The organism is Microbulbifer agarilyticus, assembly GCF_020171345.1.
Lineage (GTDB): Bacteria > Pseudomonadota > Gammaproteobacteria > Pseudomonadales > Cellvibrionaceae > Microbulbifer > Microbulbifer agarilyticus_D.
Genome location: NZ_JAIUZM010000001.1, coordinates 1,099,865 through 1,115,980 on the forward strand (window position 1 = coordinate 1,099,865; position 16,116 = coordinate 1,115,980).

The window sequence follows — 16,116 nt, forward strand, 5'->3', positions numbered from 1 at the left end:
AAACAAGAGTGAGAAAGCTAACGAGGAATTCGCCCAAGTAAGGCGCGACGGGAAAAGATCATTTCCCGGTAGGTTTGTTGTAAAGAATGATCGGGTAAATGATCCGCGCTTTGCATGTCCTGCAATTGGCGCGACAGCCAGGTAATTTCAACTTGCAGGCGCTGACGCAAATGCCTGGTTTCTGTTTCGTTGACGTTTACATGGGTATTGCGAAAATTAGTCATGGCTTACCCTGCGGTTCAACCCAATGGACGGAACCGGCCACCACGATGTCAGAAATTAAGTCAAAGTCGCTTAAAACAACAGCTGTGGCCGAGATACATCTTTAAGCCTAGACCAAGATGAAGGGCTTCACCGGAGGGGTAGGGCTGGCGGGGCTATTTACCCCGCCAACAGGGCGTAACAGCGTAATTATTCGCCCAGCAACAGGGATTTCCAGGCAAAGGACTTATCGCCGATCACATAGAAGAACGGGTTCAGCAGCTCGTCTTTCTGGTTGTAACGCAGCAGTTCGAATTTGTCGTCAACCACGATACCGCCGGCGGCCTCCACCACGGCCTGCGCCGCGGCAGTATCCCACTCGCAGGTCAGCGCCAGGCGCGGGTACAGGTCCGCTGCACCTTCGGCCACCAGGCACAGCTTGAGTGAGCTGCCCATGTTCTTCAGGCCAGTCTCACCCAGGGAGCCCTCAATACGCTCCAGCAGTGCATCCACGGCGCCGGCGCCGTGGCTGCGGCTGGCAACGATTTCGATCGGCTGCTTGTCATCCAAACGTGGCTGCATGGTGCGCACAGCGATGGACTTCTCGCCGCTGGCATCGCGCTTGATCGCGCCTAAGGATTTGGCGCCGGCGTAAGTGATATCCAGCACCGGCACGTGCACCACCCCCAGAACCGGCTCGCCATTTTCAATCAGTGCCACGTTCACGGTGAACTCGCCGTTGCGGCGGATAAATTCCTTGGTGCCATCCAGCGGGTCGATAATCCAGTAGCGATCCCACTGGCTGCGCTCCGCATAGGGCGGCATGTCGCCCTCCTCGGACAACACCGGCACACCGTCCAACAGCTGCGCCAGGGCCGGTTCGAGAATCTTGTGCGCCGCCAGATCGGCAGCGGTCACCGGGGAATCATCGGATTTGGTGTCCACCTCCAGTTCACCACTGGCGTTGTACACCTCCAGAATCGCTTCACCGGCTTCAACCGAGATCGCGATCACCTTATCCAGCAGCTCCCTGCTCACTACGTTTTCCATGATTCCCCCAATACAAAATTATTCAGTTGCTGTACCAGCCAACGAGAAGGTGGTGATACCGGTAGCCCCACCGCCACGAACGTGGTCGGCAGCCCAAAATAGGTAAGCGGGGATTATACGTGTGCCGCGGCAGGATTTGTGGCTTGATCCGGCCGCGGCGACGAGAGAGGCCCATTTTTAGGTAGTGATCAGGTCGAGGTAGCGATCAGGCGGTGAACAGGTCTTCGATGGACAGGTAGCGCTCACCGGTGTCGTAGCTGAAGATCAATACCCGGCTACCCGGGGCCAGTTCGGCCTCTTTTTGCTTCACCGCGGCGAGCGACGCACCGGAAGAGATACCGACAAAGATGCCTTCCTTCAAGGCGCACTGGCGCGCCATCTCGAAACTGTCTTCTTCACTCACCGGCACGGTGCCATCCAGCGCCTCGCGGTTCAGCACCTCCGGAACAAAGCCCGCACCAATGCCCTGCAGGCGGTGCATGCCCTTTTCTTTGCCCGCGATCACCTGGGATTTCTCCGGCTCTACCGCGAAGACTTTCAACTCCGGCATCGACGCTTTCATCACCTCGGCGCAGCCAGTGATATGTCCACCGGTACCGACTCCGGTAATCATGTAGTCCAGCCCCTCCGGGAAGTCCGCAAGGATCTCCTGGGCCGTGGTGTTGCGATGTGCGCTCACATTGGCGGGATTGGTAAACTGCTGGGGCATCCAGCTGTTGTCGTGTTCGGCGAGAATCTCTTCCGCCTTGGCGATGGCACCGGGCATCCCGTTTTCCTTGGGAGTGAGCACCAACTCAGCGCCCAAGGCCTTCATAATCTTGCGACGCTCCACCGACATGGACTCTGGCATGGTCAGGATCAGGCGATAGCCTTTCACCGCAGCTACCATGGCCAGGCCGATACCGGTATTGCCGGAAGTGGGTTCGACGATCACCCCACCGGGCTTGAGCGCACCGGACTTCTCCGCATCTTCAATCATGCCCAGAGCGATACGGTCCTTGATGCTGCTGCCCGGGTTAAACCGCTCTACCTTCATCCACACCTCGATATCGTCACGGAACAGATGATTGATGCGTACGTGGGGGGTGTTACCAATGGTTTCGAGGATGTTATTTGCCTTCATCTGTCGCTCCCTGAATCAATAAAAGGTGATGGTCTTAGTAAAAGTGGACTGGTGGTCGAAAATGTCACTGCCTGCCGGATTGTACGACACAGCTATTTCGCCAATACTCGGGCAAGAATACTCCCCAAATCACCAAATATAAAAAGCTGGAGCTTCCAATGTCAGAAATAGCGATGACTTCCCCATCAACGACTGCGTATAAGCCCGCCCCTCTGGCGGTGTTCGCGGTGTCAGCCCTCGCGTATATCGCGCTCCGCGCTGCGGGCATCGAAGCCCTGTGGATGGCGGCACTGAAGATAGTGCCCATCGCCACACTGTTCTGGATCGCAGCTACCTCTCTGGCCGGCCTCACCCGCACCCTAACCCTGATTGCGCTGGCGTTCTCCGCCACCGGCGACGTGCTGCTGGCGGTGCCATTCGCCAATCACTTTGTATTTGGCCTGGGCGCCTTCCTGCTGGCCCAGCTCACCTATGCCGGTAACTTCCTGCGTGCCGCGCAGCTAGGCAGCCGACGCTTTATGCTGCGCGGTGTAGCCCTGGTACTGGCGGCACTGCTGCTGGCCCGTCAGGTGTTGCCCGGAGCCGGCGAGCTGGCGATGCCGGTGGCGTTTTACATTGTGGCGATTGTGTTTATGGCCCTGTCCGCGGCAGCGCACCGCAGCGGCTCATCCTTGCTGTTCGCTGGTGCGGTGACCTTTATGGTGTCGGATGCACTGATTGCGCTGGACCGCTTTGTGGAGCCGGTACCAATGGCGGGTATGTGGATCATGCTGACCTACTACGGTGCCCAGGCGCTGCTGGTGATGGGGCTTGTTCGCACGGATTTGGCGGCACGGCAGGCTTGAGGGCATAATAGCCGGCCATTTTTTGTGCAATTGCGGGCGCCAGCCCGCGGTATAGGTTGGTTATGCTGGACTGGAGCCGGATCGATACGGTGCTGCTGGATATGGATGGCACCCTGCTGGATCTGCATTACGACAATCATTTCTGGATGGAGCACCTGCCGCTGCGCTATGCCGAGGCCAATGGCATCTCGGTTTCCGAGGCGCAGCAGCTGGTGATCGAAATGACCGATGAGTTGCGCGGCACCCTGGACTGGTACTGCCTGCAATACTGGTCGGACGTGCTGAAGCTGGACGTGCTGGCGATTTACCGGGAGATCGAGGACCGCATTACCCTGCGCCCGCACACCGACAATTTCCTGCGCAGCCTGCGCACCATGAACAAACGCGCCTTACTGGTCACCAACGCACACCCGGACGGTTTGAGTCACAAGCTGGCCATTACCGGTATTGCTCAGTGGCTGGATGAGATTGTCTCGTCCCACGATCTGGGGCATGCGAAAGAAAGCACGCTGTTCTGGCATTCACTGCAGGAGCGCCAACCATTCAACCCGGAACGCACCCTGTTTGTGGATGACAACCTGCATGTGTTGGGCGCGGCGCGGGATTACGGTATCGAGCACTTGCTGTGTATTCGCCAGCCGGACAGCAAGAGCCCTGCGCGGGAGATTTCCGAATTTCCCGCGATTCATGATTTTGATGAGATTCTTCGGGCGCCTTAGCTTTTCTTTGTTAGTGCTCTCGACTCGCCCCCTGTGGCGGTCGCGCACTGGGTGGCGTTTTTCAGGACCACTGTAAACCCATCCCTGGGCGTTGCGGCGCAAACTTCCTGTTTGCGACGCTCCTGAAAAACGCCACCCAGCGCACGACCTTCTCATCTGACCTTTTTACTTCGTAGATTCTTTTATTTGATTGCTGATGGATAAAGTTCGTATTGATAAGTGGCTCTGGGCCGCTCGTTTTTTTAAGACCCGAAGTATCGCCAAGCAGGCTATTGAAGGCGGCAAGATACATGCGGGTGGCCAGCGGGTAAAAGCCAGCAAGGAAATCACCACCGGCACCTTGCTCACCATTCGCCAGGGCTGGGATGAACGCGTGGTGGAAGTCATTGCACTTTCGGACCAACGTCGCGGCGCAGACATCGCGCAAACGCTGTATCGCGAGACGGAAGAAAGTATTGCCAAGCGCGAGCAATTTGCCGCCGACCGCAAAGTGAATAACGCGACCATTTCGCATGAACGGCCAAATAAAAAACAACGCCGGCAGATTCATAGGTTCCTGCAAGAATCACAGGACTGAGTACAGATGTGAAATGCGAAGGGCAAGTCGCGGGTGGAGCTTTTCAGGAGCGTCGCAAACAGGAAGTTTGCGCCGCAGCGCCCAGGGATGGGTTCACAGCGGTCCTGAAAAGCTCCACCCGCGACTTGGCCGCCACACAGGTCCAGCGAGCCCATCAGAGCGTACCGAACACAGCCAGAGCACAAACCCGCCAAAGTGCTAAACTGCCCCAAACTAATGAATAATCAATACGCGACGCCGCAATGAAACACCTGCTGACTCTTTGCCTGCTGATTCTCTGCTTCTCCCAGATCGCCCACGCGGACAACCGCGAACGCGAGCAGCTCAAGCGCTCGATTATCAAGATCTACACCACCGCCGCCGCCCCCGACTACTTCAATCCCTGGGCACTGCTCAACGCCCAGCAACTGTCTGGTTCCGGCGCTGTGATCGACGGTGAGCAAATCCTTACCAATGCCCACGTCATCGCCAATGGCAGTTTTATTCAGGTGCAACGCCACGGTGACGCGCAAAAATTCCGCGCGCGGGTCAAGTTCGTATCCCACGACGCCGACCTCGCCCTGCTCACGGTGGACGATGTAAGTTTCTTCGACGACACCCGTCCACTGGCACTTGGCAAGCTTCCGGACCTGCAGGAAGAAGTGACGGTTTACGGCTACCCCATCGGCGGCAAATCCCTGTCCATCACCCGCGGCGTACTGTCTCGGGTCGAGCACCAGTATTACGCCCACGCCGAAAGCTACCTGATGGCCGGCCAGATCGATGCCGCCATCAACCCCGGCAACAGCGGTGGCCCGGTAATTTCCGGCGGTCGTATTGTCGGTGTAGCGATGCAGACCAATCACAGCGCCGGTGCCGAGAACCTCGGCTACTTCGTGCCACCCAGTGTGATCAGTCACGTGCTGGAGGATGCCGAAGACGGTGTGCACCAGGGCTTCCCGGAATTGGGCGCGGTGACCCAGAGCCTCGAGAGCCCGTCGATGAAAGCCGCTGCTGGGCTGGCCCCAGACCAGGAAGGCGCACTGGTTGTGCGTGTATTTGAAGATGCGCCTGCGGCACAGGTATTGCAGCCGGGCGATGTGCTGCTGCAGGTGGACGGCTTTGACGTGGCCGCCGACCGCACCATTGAGTGGCGCGAACACCAGCGCACAAATTACCACTACGCGGTGGATCAGTATCACGTGGGCGATGAGCTGCCGGTGCGCTTTGCCCGTGACGGCGAAATCCTCGACGAGGAAATCACGCTCGCCGCCACCCCGCCATCGCGCTCGCTGGTGCAGGGTGAGAAGTTTGACCAGCGCCCGCGCTACTACATCTACGGTGGCGTGGTGTTTGTGCCGCTGAATATGAACCTGATCAAGCGCTGGGGTAACAACTGGCATTCCAAGGCGCCCATCGAATACCTGCATGCACGCAACCAGTGGTCCAGCCCGGACCAGCAGGAACTGGTGGTAGCGCTCAAGGTGCTGCCGGCACCGGTAAACCTGGGTTACCACGACTGGAAAAACTGGATCATCGGCTCGGTAAACGGTGAAAAAATTCACGACTTCCAGCAGTTCGCGCAACTGATGGAGAACCGCAAAGACGGCTTTGTGGAGCTGAAAGACAACGCCGGTTACCGCATGGTGCTGGATTCCGCCGCAGCCCGCGAACAGCAGCCGCTGATTCTACAGACCTATCAGATTCCCGAACGCCACTCTCTCGGCCTGTTCGGCGCACTGGCAGAAGGCGCGGATGAACCGGCAGCTGACGCGGCAGAACTGGGGCAGGTAGAATAAGCACCTCTCATCCCGGTCTTGAGTTAAAGAGTGGGGTTGAGTGTGGCAATCACCTCAGGGAGGAGCCGTGAACACGCATTTCAGCTTTTGCGCCCGCTGGCTTGCACCATGTGTGCTTGCCGCTTGCGCTTTTACCGCCAGCCCCGCAAGCGCCGGTGAGCTTTACCGCTGGGTCGACAAGGACGGCAAGGTGCACTTTGGCGATCGCCCGCCGGCGGAGGCAGAGGCGGAGTCGCTGGAAGGTCAGCTCAAACCGGTCAACAGTGCCGAGCCCACAAGACGTCAGGACTTCCCCAACACCACGCGCAAAAACCAGATCGACCAGGAATACGCGGCGCGCAAGCAGGCCGAAAAAGCCAAGCAACAGCGTGCGCAACAGAGAGCCTGCGACTACGCCCGCAAGCAGCTGAAGATTCTGAAAGGCCCGGTGTACTTCGTGGATGCCGATGGCAACGAATCGACCATCAGTGAGCGTGAGCGGGTCGCGCAGGCGCGCAAGCTCGAAACACAAATTCGCAGAAACTGTGGCTAGCGGGCAGCGCTGGGCAAAATTACTCACGCTGCAATCCAAACCACTTTTCTAAGCAACGTTTCCAAGCCACTTTTCTAAGCCTCTTTCCTAATCCACCTTTCGCCAAGCGCCGCCCCTCACAGAGCACACTGCTCTTCGCCGTCACCATAGGGCTATAGTGACAATAAGGTGGCATTTATCGCATTTCGCGCACGCAGCGCCTAAAATCGCCTCCCCCAAAACCTAGCGAGGCAAACATCATGTCGGATCAGTTGGAACGCTTTATCTTCTCCAAGCACGATATACGGGGCCAGGTGGTCACGCTTACCGAGGCTTACCGGGAGGTACTGGAGCACAACCAACTACCGCTGCCGGTCCAAAAACTGCTGGGCGAATTCCTTGCCGCCTCCTGCCTGCTCGCCACCACGCTCAAGTTTGAGGGCATGCTGATGCTGCAGGCCCGTGGCGAAGGCGATGTGCCGCTGCTGGTGGCGGAATGCAGCCACCAGAGCGATGTGCGCGGCCTGGCGCGCGTGGCCGAAGGTGCGGAAATTGCCGAAGATGCCAACCTGCGTGATCTGGTGGGCAATCGCGGTACCTTGGTGATCACCGTCGACCCACAGCAGGGCGAGCGTTACCAGGGCATTGTACCGCTGGAAAAGGAAACCCTGGCGGAGTGCCTGCAGGATTACTTTACCCAGTCCGAGCAGTTGCAGACCCGCTTCTGGATCGAGACCAGCACCGACACCGTGGGCGGTATCATGCTGCAGGTGTTGCCAGGCAATAACGCCGCCAGTGCCACGGAAAACGAAGACGCCTGGGAGACCGGGGTACAGCTGGCCTCCACGGTCACCGCCGAAGAGCTGCACAGCGTGCCCCACGATGAACTGCTGTTCCGCCTGTTCCACCAGATGGAGCCCGCCACGCTGGGCACCACCAACATCCGCTTCAAGTGCAGCTGTTCCGCCGAACGCAGCGCACGCGCCCTGATCGCCATGGGCCCGGAGGATGTATACCGCCTGCTGGAAGAGCAGGGTGGCGAAATCACCGCTGACTGCCAGTTCTGCAATCGCACCTACACGTTCAATCACGACAAGGTGGAAGAGCTGTTCAACGCACCGCCGCACACCCTGCATTGATCTAATTTATGCCGGCACCTGGGCCGGCGCAGAAAATTCCGCAAACGCGCCCCCGAGGCGCGTTTTTTGTGTCCGCCATATCACCACAATCTACCGGCGGTATTTCGCTCCTGTTTGTAGTGAAAACTACAGAACACCCAATATTCTCCAAAACTATGAAGTAAAAAAACTACATCACTGTGTTGAATAAATTTTCGCGAAAATTTCCCCAAATAAACCGTTTTTCGCTCAAAATTTATACGGATGTTCCTGTGAAGAAATTTTGAAGTTTGCAATAATGCGCGCGCCAGCCGGCCGGTCGCACAACGTAACCACGACTGTTGGTCGCGAACTCAGGTGGCACCCCCTACTATTTATTTCACTGATACAACTTCAATGGGTAATAAGCGAATGGCACAGCAAAACGAGACGGTGCAGGCGTTCTCCAACCTCTCCGCAGCGCAATTAGTCGAACAGGCACTGCAGCGTGGTGAGGGTCACCTTACGCACACCGGCGCACTGCTCGCAGTGACCGGCGCCCGCACCGGCCGTTCTCCCGCAGACCGCTTCGTGGTAGAAGAAGCCTCTACTGCCGACAGCATCGAATGGGGCAACGTGAACCGCCCCTTCCCCGCCGACAAGTTCGATGCTCTGTGGAGCCGTGTCGAAGACTTCGTCTCCAGCCACGACAGCTTTGTTCAGGAGCTGCACGTCGGCCAGGACGAAAATCACTATATCCCGGTGAACGTCACCACCCAGACCGCGTGGCACAACCTGTTCGGCCGCAACATGTTTATCCGCGCGGAAAAGTACAATCCCAAGGGCAAAGAAGAGTGGCGCATCCTGCACGCGGCCAACTTCGAGTGTGACCCGAGCCGCGACGGCACCAATTCCGAAGGCTGTGTGATCATCAACTTCGCCCAGCGCAAGGTACTGCTGGCGGGTATGCGCTACGCCGGTGAGATGAAGAAGGCCATGTTCTCCGTGCAGAATTTCCTGCTGCCGGAAAAAGACGTGATGCCAATGCACTGTGCCGCCAACGTGGGCGAAGACGGCGACGTGTGCCTGTTCTTCGGCCTGTCTGGCACCGGTAAGACCACCCTGTCCGCCGACCCGGCGCGCTACCTGATCGGCGACGACGAGCACGGCTGGGCCAAGGGCGGCGTGTTCAATATGGAAGGCGGCTGCTACGCCAAGACCATTAACCTGAGCCAGAAGAACGAGCCGGTCATCTGGGACGCCATCCGCTTTGGCGCCATCGTCGAGAACGTGGTGACCGACGACGCCGGCGTACCGGACTACGACGATACCAGCCTGACCGAAAACGGCCGCTGCTCCTACCCGCTGGAGCACGTGGAAATGCGCCAGCTGGAAAACCGCGCCGGCGAGCCGAAAAACGTGATCTTCCTGACCTGCGACGTCACCGGCGTACTGCCTCCGGTATCCGTACTGTCCAAGGAAGCAGCGGCTTACCACTTCCTGTCCGGCTACACCGCACGTGTGGGCTCCACCGAACTGGGCGCAGAAGCGGGTATTCACCCCACCTTCTCCACCTGCTTCGGCGCACCGTTCATGCCGCGCGCACCGCGTGAATACGCCGACCTGCTGATGAAGCGAATCGAAGACTTCGATTCCAAGGTGTATCTGGTCAACACCGGCTGGACCGGTGGCTCCGGCGACAACGGCAAGCGCTTCCCGATTCCGGTCACCCGCGCCGTGGTTGCGGCAATCCAGAGCGGCGCGCTTGAGAATGCGCAAACCGAGCACCTGGACATCATGAACCTGGAGATCCCCACCGAAGTACCGGGTGTGGACAAATCCTACCTGAACCCGCGCAACGCCTGGGCAGATCAGGCGGCCTACGACGCCGCCGCCAGCAAGCTGGCCGGCCTGTTTGCCGAGAACATCGAGAAGTTCTCTGTAAGCGATGACGTCAAGGCGGCCGGGCCCAAGGCGTAAAAGCCGCCCGCGACAGCACCCCCCAATGCAGGTAGCGCCAAACGACGCCACCCGCACAAAAAAAGGCGACCATTCCGGTCGCCTTTTTTTGTGGGCAACATTTACGCCACGGCAGCTATAGTGAGTAGAGGGACGGTTTTTGCGCCGGCACGCTATGCGCAATGACCGCCATCGGTTCCCACTTACGGTTAGCACAAATGCCATTGGGCAATCCATTTTCCAAAGCCAAGCGTCGCTACGCGCACCTACCAGCCAACCAGCAAACCAACTGGTGGGTGATTGTGGGCATCGTCGCGCTACTGCTGTCACTGCTGCTGGTCCTGCGGCTCTACCTCCAGTACAAGGCGGTGGAAAAGCCATACTACGAGCTCAAAGGCTACCGGGTAGCGGACGACGACAGCCTCAAGGCCTTTCTGCGCGAGGGCAATAACCGCCGGACCCTGAGCCAGCTCTCCGACTTCCTGAATCAGTCCGGTGTGGGTGATACCACCAAGATACCGAACCTGTTGCGCCAGGGCTCCGACTGGCTGGATATCAAAGAGCCCCCTTTCGCCATGCCCCCTGAAGAGTACTGGCCAAATATGGTGGCGACCCTGAAGCTGATTCGCGACGAAGTCGTGCCCGTTATCGGCCCTGTGGATATCGTCTCGGCGTTTCGCACCGACGATTACAACCACAAGGCCGGCGGCTCCAGTAAGAGCAAGCACAAGAGTTTTTGTGGCGTGGATCTGGTGCCGCGCTCGAATATTGGCCGCAAGGAGTTGGTCGAGGAGTTAACCAATCTGCACACGCGTCTCGGCCGCGACAGCAATATGGGGCTCGGCCTTTATAGCGGTGTGCGTTTTCATATAGATACCTGCGGATTTCGCCGCTGGTAGTCGTTTCAATGGTTCAGAGGTTGAGTAGTAGCGCCTATGGATATCAAAGAAAGCGCCGATCACGAATACATCGATATTCACATTGAACGCCGACGCGTTATCTGGATCGTCACGGGGCTGCTGGTCGCCTCACTGGTGCTGGTGGTACTGACGGCAGAAAAGGCCCAAGAACTGGCAGAGCGCATCGTGAGCCCGGTTGCGCATATCGAACCGGAACCAGTCATCATAGACCCGGATGTACCAATGATCTTCCGCATCAAGGGCTATACCGCAGCCTCTGGTGCCGCGTTTGAGCGTTTTCTGGAAGAGGGGGACAATCGCGCGCGCTTCGAAAAACTCGAGCGTTTTTTGAAGCTCAACGAGGTCGATGAAGTTGTGCCGCCTTACGAGTTGATGCGCCAGGGCACCGACTGGCAGAAAATTGGCGAGCCCCCATTCGCCATACCACCTGAAGACGCCTGGGAAACCATGGTGGACACATTGCGGGTGATGAAGGATTACATTATCCCGACTATTGGCCCTGTAGTTGTGCTGTCGGGTTGGCGCACGCCTAGCTACAACGCCAAGGCCGGCGGCGCGCGCACCAGTAAACACTTACATTTTTGCGGCCTGGATATGATTCCCGAGGATGACTACACCCGCAAACAGCTGGTGCCAAAATTGCGTCGTATTCATAGAAAGGTGGGACGCAAATGGAACATGGGCCTGGGCATCTACAGCGGTATTCGTTTCCACGTAGATACCTGTGGTTATCGACGCTGGTAATGCGGATGGTGATCTGTTTTCATAAGCTATCGTCGTTCACGATTGATCACGATCAATAACAATAGGGAAATACCAGTGCAGGAAATACTGGAAAGACGCTCATTTATTATCGCCCTGGTTCTGGTCACCATTGCCTTCTTGCTTATGGTGCGGCCCTTTTTTATTGCTATTTTCTGGGCATGTGCGATTGCCCTTATTTTTTATCCATTTTACAAGTACCTGTGTAAACGCTTTCCCAACTGGCGAAATATGAGCGCGCTGTTGACGCTGATCTTATGTTTCGTGGTTGTGGTGATTCCCGTGTTACTGGTGGCCAGCTCCTTCATCAGCGAGGTCGCGAACCTTTACCAGAAAGTACAGTCCGGTGAGGTAAATCTCGGCGCAAAGGTTGAAGAGGTGCGCAGCGCTTTCCCCGGTATTAACACAGCAATGGAACGGATAGGGTTGGATTTTCAGCAGCTGAAAGAGCGCCTGCTGGAAGGTCTTATGACCTTGGGCAGCCTAATCGCGAAGAATGCGCTGGCATTGGGTCAGAATACGCTGAATTTCTTTGTCAGCCTGGGCTTGATGCTGTACCTCACCTTTTTTCTGATTAGGGATGGCGACACCCTTGTGGACCTGCTGATTCGCGCGCTGCCGCTTGGTGACGAGCGCGAAAAACTTCTGCTGGCGAAATTTGCCGAAGTTACCCGCGCGACTATCAAGGGTAACCTCGTTGTAGCGGTCACTCAGGGCACCCTGGGCGGCATTATCTTTTGGGCTCTGGGGTTGCCGGCGCCACTACTGTGGGGTGTGGTGATGACAGTACTGTCTCTGCTGCCTGCGGTGGGCGCGGCAATTATCTGGTTTCCGGCCGCGCTCTATCTGTACGCAACCGGAGATGCCATCAAGGCCACCGTACTGATGCTGTATGGAGCGCTGGTCATCAGTCTGGTGGACAATATTCTGCGTCCAATCCTGGTGGGGCGCGACACCAAGCTGCCGGACTATATGGTGCTGTTTTCGACCGTTGGCGGCCTGATCATGTTTGGGATCAGCGGTTTCGCCATTGGTCCTCTGCTGGCGGCGCTGTTTATGGCGTTCTGGCAAATTTTTATGCGGGAGTTTCTTGATGACGCCGGTACGCTGTCACCACCGCAAACTGCGCAGCTGCCCGAGACAGCGGTGAATAGCGGATCTCCTGACAAGGATGGGTAACGTACCAATCCAGATTGTGCGTCTCAGCGTAAAGTCTCAGGCACTCTCTGAAGGTCCTATGGCAACTGAGGTAAACGATGATTAAAGCGCTCGCCCTGCCCCTCACAGTTTTACTGACCATCAGCGGCTGCAGTGCGCCGAGTATCGAATCTTATGCGGATAAGACGCCACCCTTCGTGGCCGAAGAGTTTTTCTCCGGGCCGATGAAAGCCTATGGAGTGGTGAAAGACCGCAGCGGCGCAGTCACCCGCAAGTTCGTCGCCGAACTGAATGGCAGCTGGGAAGATGGGCGGGGTGTGTTGCGGGAAAAATTCGAGTTCGATGACGGCGAGATTCAGTATCGCAACTGGGTGATGGTGCCCAATGCGCAAGCCTCGGTAGGGCCGGTGCGTGCCTACACCGCCACGGCAGAGGATGTGGTAGGCGAATCCACCATGCGCACCGCGGGCAATGCGGTATTTATGCGCTACGTACTGCAAGTGCCCTACAAGGGACGCACCCTCGATCTCAACGTCGACGACCGGATGTATCTGGTGGCACCAAATATCCTCATCGCCGAATCCAAGCTCAGCAAGTGGGGATTTAATGTGGGCGAAATTCAACTCACCATCGTCAAATAATCACTATTGCCGTTGGTTGGTCATGCGCTCTGCCAATGCGCGCATCGGCTCCTGATTAACCACCAGCAGGCCCTCACCCGCCCGATCCAAGTCGGCGATCAGCAAAATCACCAGCGCAAACGCAAGCGCCAGGGAGATCGCGACTGGCGCGGAGCCCCGCGCATTGATCCCCAGCTGCACCCCCAACCCAAATACCGCCAGCGCGCTGATGGTATACAGCGCCGCCCAGATGGCCCCGGGGATCTGGTAAATCAATCCGACCTGAACCCGCTTGGCATGCAGGTCAATCACCTCGTTCAACGACTCATAAAACGCCCTTACATGTATTGCGTTCACTGCATCGTTGTCCTGACTGCTGCCCAGCAGCTGCCACAGTGCGCCGTGAATCTCTTCGCTGCGCGCCATTGCCTCAAAGGTTTCCGCCATACTGCGGCGGGTCGGGTCGGTGCTACGCACCTCGGCGTATTCTGTAAGTAGATCCCGCACCTGCGCACGCTCGGCGGCCGGTAAAAAATCGGCGCGCAAAAACGTCGTCTCGATGGCATTGACCTCATCCAGTAACAACGCCTTGCGCTCGCTAAAACGCTCCGAGGTCATATTGAATGTGAGCGCGAGCATAAACGCGAGCAACCCGAGCATGGCTGCGACGGCGCTGCCGATAGAGCTGTCCTGTTGATCCGCGCGCTGTCGCGCTAACCGGTGCCCCACCAGGTAGCCACAGGATAGCGCCACCAGAATCAGTAGCACGGATATCAGGTAGATAATTGAGAGCGGTAATGTGGTGAGAAAGTTGAACATTTACGCTTGAGTCAGGCAGAAATCGGTAAGCCACTCTCAAGTCTGGATCATTCCGATGCGCCCTGCACACACAGCACGCGAGTATCAGGCCTTTTTGACAAACTCGGACTTGAGTTTCATGGCGCCGATCCCATCAATTTTGCAATCGATATCATGATCACCTTCCACCAGGCGAATGTTCTTTACCTTGGTACCCACCTTAACCACCAGCGACGAGCCCTTTACCTTCAGATCCTTGATCACCGTCACCGTGTCGCCATCCTCGAGCGCGTTGCCGTTGGCGTCGCGAATATTCAGGGTTTCATCATCTGACGCATCTGCGGCGCTCCATTCATGTCCGCACTCCGGGCACACAAACCGGCCGCGGTCTTCATAGGTGTATGCGGAGTTGCACTTCACGCAATTGGGTAATTCACTCATAGCTTTGGATACATCTTGTGGAAAGGAATTGAGGATAGCTCGCTGGCAGTGACGCTAGCATAGCGACCAGCGGCCCCGCTGGGAATACGGGGCGCGACCTGGATCTATTTCGTTTGCCGGAAAGGGAGCGGCGTTAGTCTTCGCCGCCGTTCATCCCCAACTCTTTCAGCTTGCGCGTCAGCGTGTTGCGCCCCCAGCCCAGCAGTTCTGCCGCATCGCGTTTGCGGCCGGCGGTATGCTTGAGGGCGATCTCGATCAGTGCGCGCTCAAACGCCGGCACCGCCTCACTGAGGATCTCGCGCTGGCCGGTGGCCAGGGCCTGATCCGCCCACAGGCGCAGCGCTTTTTGCCAGTCCTGCGGTGCTTCGCTGGTGGCGCCCTGCTGGTGCAGTTCCGGCGGCAGATCCTCTATATGCACTTCGCGCCCGGAAGCCATCACCGTGATCCAGCGGCAGGTGTTTTCCAGCTGACGCACGTTACCCGGCCAATCGAGCCCGGACAGGTACTCTTCGGTTTCCGCGGTGAGGATTTTCGGCTCGACACCCAGGTCCTTGGCGGCACTATTGAAGAAGTGGCGTACCAGGCGCGGAATATCTTCGCGGCGGTCGGAGAGTCGCGGGATATGAATACGAATAACATTGAGGCGGTGGAACAAATCCTCACGGAACTTGTGCTGTTCCACCAGACGCTCCAGATCCTGATGCGTCGCGGCAATAATGCGCACATCCACTTTTACCGGCGTGTGCCCACCGACGCGATAAAACTCGCCATCGGCCAGTACCCGCAACAGGCGGGTCTGCGTCTCCGCAGGCATATCGCCAATCTCATCCAGGAACAGGGTGCCGCCATTGGCCTGCTCGAAGCGTCCGGCGCGCTGTGCGCTGGCGCCAGTGAACGCGCCCTTTTCATGGCCGAACAATTCGGATTCCATCAGGTCCTTGGGAATCGCCGCCATATTCAGCGCAATAAACGGCTGATTCTTGCGTGGGCTGTGGTTGTGCAGTGCCGCCGCCACCAGCTCTTTACCGGTACCGGACTCACCATTGATTAACACCGTGATGTTCGAGTGCGACAGGCGGCCGATCGCGCGGAACACCTCCTGCATGGCCGGCGCTTCACCAATAATCTCTTTATTGCCGGTACCATTTTCGATCACCACCGACTCTTCCGGCTGCTGCTCGTTAGCCAGTGCCAGCGCGCGGCGGGTTACCGCCACGGCCTCATCCACATCAAACGGCTTGGGCAGGTATTCGAACGCACCGCCCTGATAAGCGGCAACCGCGCTGTCGAGATCCGAGTGCGCGGTCATGATGATGATGGGCAGGTTGGGGCGCTCTGCCTGGAAGCGCTGCAGCAATTTAAACCCGTCGGAACCCGGCATGCGGATATCGCTGATCACAACATCGGGCGACTCACTGTAGAAGTCATCCAGCGCCCGGTCGCCATTCTCGTAACAGGTCGTGTCAATGCCGGCGCGGGATAGTGCGCGCTCGAGCACCCAGCGGATGGAGCGGTCGTCATCAATGATCCAAACACGGTTGTTCATAATAATTTTCC

At 57.8% G+C, this 16,116-nt stretch carries 17 protein-coding genes; 11 read left to right on the plus strand and 6 right to left on the minus strand.

Going from position 1 to position 16,116, the window contains the following annotated elements:
* Positions 1-17 precede the first annotated feature (17 nt).
* The 3 genes from LCM31_RS04530 to cysK form a co-directional block, all read right to left on the minus strand.
* A complete protein-coding gene (locus LCM31_RS04530; RefSeq protein ID WP_157520468.1) occupies positions 18-224 on the minus strand; it encodes a hypothetical protein in 207 nt (68 codons plus the stop codon).
* A 187-nt stretch (positions 225-411) separates the two neighbouring features.
* On the minus strand, positions 412-1,251 hold the full coding sequence (cysQ, locus tag LCM31_RS04535; RefSeq protein WP_224867907.1) for a 3'(2'),5'-bisphosphate nucleotidase CysQ: 840 nt from the start codon (positions 1,249-1,251) through the stop codon (positions 412-414).
* A 205-nt stretch (positions 1,252-1,456) separates the two neighbouring features.
* Positions 1,457-2,374: a cysteine synthase A gene (gene cysK / locus LCM31_RS04540; protein WP_222231248.1), complete on the minus strand. Its 918-nt coding sequence runs from the start codon at positions 2,372-2,374 to the stop codon at positions 1,457-1,459.
* Positions 2,375-2,532: 158 nt separating this feature from the next.
* Between cysK and LCM31_RS04545 the strand changes: the two genes are divergently transcribed.
* The 11 genes from LCM31_RS04545 to LCM31_RS04595 all read left to right on the plus strand — a co-directional run bounded on the left by LCM31_RS04545 (position 2,533) and on the right by LCM31_RS04595 (position 13,341).
* A complete protein-coding gene (locus LCM31_RS04545; RefSeq protein ID WP_224867910.1) occupies positions 2,533-3,219 on the plus strand; it encodes a lysoplasmalogenase in 687 nt (228 codons plus the stop codon).
* 62 nt (positions 3,220-3,281) lie between these two features.
* On the plus strand, positions 3,282-3,938 hold the full coding sequence (gene yrfG / locus LCM31_RS04550; RefSeq protein WP_224867913.1) for a GMP/IMP nucleotidase: 657 nt from the start codon (positions 3,282-3,284) through the stop codon (positions 3,936-3,938).
* Between the two features lie 196 nt (positions 3,939-4,134).
* Positions 4,135-4,515 carry an RNA-binding S4 domain-containing protein gene (locus LCM31_RS04555; RefSeq protein ID WP_224868668.1) on the plus strand — a complete coding sequence of 127 codons (381 nt, stop codon included), beginning with the start codon at positions 4,135-4,137 and terminating at the stop codon, positions 4,513-4,515.
* Between the two features lie 242 nt (positions 4,516-4,757).
* Positions 4,758-6,293, plus strand: a complete 1,536-nt coding sequence (locus LCM31_RS04560) for a S1C family serine protease (RefSeq protein WP_224867914.1) — start codon at positions 4,758-4,760, stop codon at positions 6,291-6,293.
* 67 nt (positions 6,294-6,360) lie between these two features.
* Positions 6,361-6,825: a DUF4124 domain-containing protein gene (locus tag LCM31_RS04565; protein ID WP_224867916.1), complete on the plus strand. Its 465-nt coding sequence runs from the start codon at positions 6,361-6,363 to the stop codon at positions 6,823-6,825.
* A 239-nt stretch (positions 6,826-7,064) separates the two neighbouring features.
* A complete protein-coding gene (gene hslO, locus LCM31_RS04570) occupies positions 7,065-7,943 on the plus strand; it encodes an Hsp33 family molecular chaperone HslO (RefSeq protein WP_224867917.1) in 879 nt (292 codons plus the stop codon).
* Between the two features lie 390 nt (positions 7,944-8,333).
* Positions 8,334-9,881: a phosphoenolpyruvate carboxykinase gene (locus LCM31_RS04575; RefSeq protein ID WP_224867918.1), complete on the plus strand. Its 1,548-nt coding sequence runs from the start codon at positions 8,334-8,336 to the stop codon at positions 9,879-9,881.
* A gap of 197 nt (positions 9,882-10,078) precedes the next feature.
* On the plus strand, positions 10,079-10,759 hold the full coding sequence (locus tag LCM31_RS04580) for a D-Ala-D-Ala carboxypeptidase family metallohydrolase (RefSeq protein WP_224867919.1): 681 nt from the start codon (positions 10,079-10,081) through the stop codon (positions 10,757-10,759).
* 36 nt (positions 10,760-10,795) lie between these two features.
* Complete coding sequence (locus LCM31_RS04585) at positions 10,796-11,524, plus strand: D-Ala-D-Ala carboxypeptidase family metallohydrolase (RefSeq protein WP_224867920.1); 729 nt, start codon at positions 10,796-10,798, stop codon at positions 11,522-11,524.
* Between the two features lie 75 nt (positions 11,525-11,599).
* Positions 11,600-12,721: an AI-2E family transporter gene (locus tag LCM31_RS04590; RefSeq protein ID WP_224867921.1), complete on the plus strand. Its 1,122-nt coding sequence runs from the start codon at positions 11,600-11,602 to the stop codon at positions 12,719-12,721.
* Positions 12,722-12,798: 77 nt separating this feature from the next.
* Positions 12,799-13,341 carry a DUF3833 domain-containing protein gene (locus LCM31_RS04595; protein ID WP_224867923.1) on the plus strand — a complete coding sequence of 181 codons (543 nt, stop codon included), beginning with the start codon at positions 12,799-12,801 and terminating at the stop codon, positions 13,339-13,341.
* Between the two features lie 3 nt (positions 13,342-13,344).
* On the opposite strand, the gene LCM31_RS04600 is transcribed toward LCM31_RS04595, so the two are convergent.
* The 3 genes from LCM31_RS04600 to ntrC all read right to left on the minus strand — a co-directional run bounded on the left by LCM31_RS04600 (position 13,345) and on the right by ntrC (position 16,105).
* Positions 13,345-14,139, minus strand: coding sequence for a bestrophin-like domain (locus tag LCM31_RS04600; RefSeq protein ID WP_224867925.1), 795 nt, complete (start codon positions 14,137-14,139; stop codon positions 13,345-13,347).
* A gap of 84 nt (positions 14,140-14,223) precedes the next feature.
* A complete protein-coding gene (locus tag LCM31_RS04605; protein ID WP_224867927.1) occupies positions 14,224-14,559 on the minus strand; it encodes a zinc ribbon domain-containing protein YjdM in 336 nt (111 codons plus the stop codon).
* Between the two features lie 133 nt (positions 14,560-14,692).
* On the minus strand, positions 14,693-16,105 hold the full coding sequence (gene ntrC / locus LCM31_RS04610; RefSeq protein ID WP_224867929.1) for a nitrogen regulation protein NR(I): 1,413 nt from the start codon (positions 16,103-16,105) through the stop codon (positions 14,693-14,695).
* Positions 16,106-16,116 lie beyond the last annotated feature (11 nt).

Coding starts and splice junctions, on each gene's coding strand:
- LCM31_RS04530 (WP_157520468.1), bottom strand. CDS start 224: ATGACTAATTTTCGCAATACCCATGTAAACGTCAACGAAACAGAAACC.
- cysQ (WP_224867907.1), bottom strand. CDS start 1,251: ATGGAAAACGTAGTGAGCAGGGAGCTGCTGGATAAGGTGATCGCGATC.
- cysK (WP_222231248.1), bottom strand. CDS start 2,374: ATGAAGGCAAATAACATCCTCGAAACCATTGGTAACACCCCCCACGTA.
- LCM31_RS04545 (WP_224867910.1), top strand. CDS start 2,533: ATGTCAGAAATAGCGATGACTTCCCCATCAACGACTGCGTATAAGCCC.
- yrfG (WP_224867913.1), top strand. CDS start 3,282: ATGCTGGACTGGAGCCGGATCGATACGGTGCTGCTGGATATGGATGGC.
- LCM31_RS04555 (WP_224868668.1), top strand. CDS start 4,135: ATGGATAAAGTTCGTATTGATAAGTGGCTCTGGGCCGCTCGTTTTTTT.
- LCM31_RS04560 (WP_224867914.1), top strand. CDS start 4,758: ATGAAACACCTGCTGACTCTTTGCCTGCTGATTCTCTGCTTCTCCCAG.
- hslO (WP_224867917.1), top strand. CDS start 7,065: ATGTCGGATCAGTTGGAACGCTTTATCTTCTCCAAGCACGATATACGG.
- LCM31_RS04575 (WP_224867918.1), top strand. CDS start 8,334: ATGGCACAGCAAAACGAGACGGTGCAGGCGTTCTCCAACCTCTCCGCA.
- LCM31_RS04580 (WP_224867919.1), top strand. CDS start 10,079: ATGCCATTGGGCAATCCATTTTCCAAAGCCAAGCGTCGCTACGCGCAC.
- LCM31_RS04585 (WP_224867920.1), top strand. CDS start 10,796: ATGGATATCAAAGAAAGCGCCGATCACGAATACATCGATATTCACATT.
- LCM31_RS04595 (WP_224867923.1), top strand. CDS start 12,799: ATGATTAAAGCGCTCGCCCTGCCCCTCACAGTTTTACTGACCATCAGC.
- LCM31_RS04600 (WP_224867925.1), bottom strand. CDS start 14,139: ATGTTCAACTTTCTCACCACATTACCGCTCTCAATTATCTACCTGATA.
- LCM31_RS04605 (WP_224867927.1), bottom strand. CDS start 14,559: ATGAGTGAATTACCCAATTGCGTGAAGTGCAACTCCGCATACACCTAT.
- ntrC (WP_224867929.1), bottom strand. CDS start 16,105: ATGAACAACCGTGTTTGGATCATTGATGACGACCGCTCCATCCGCTGG.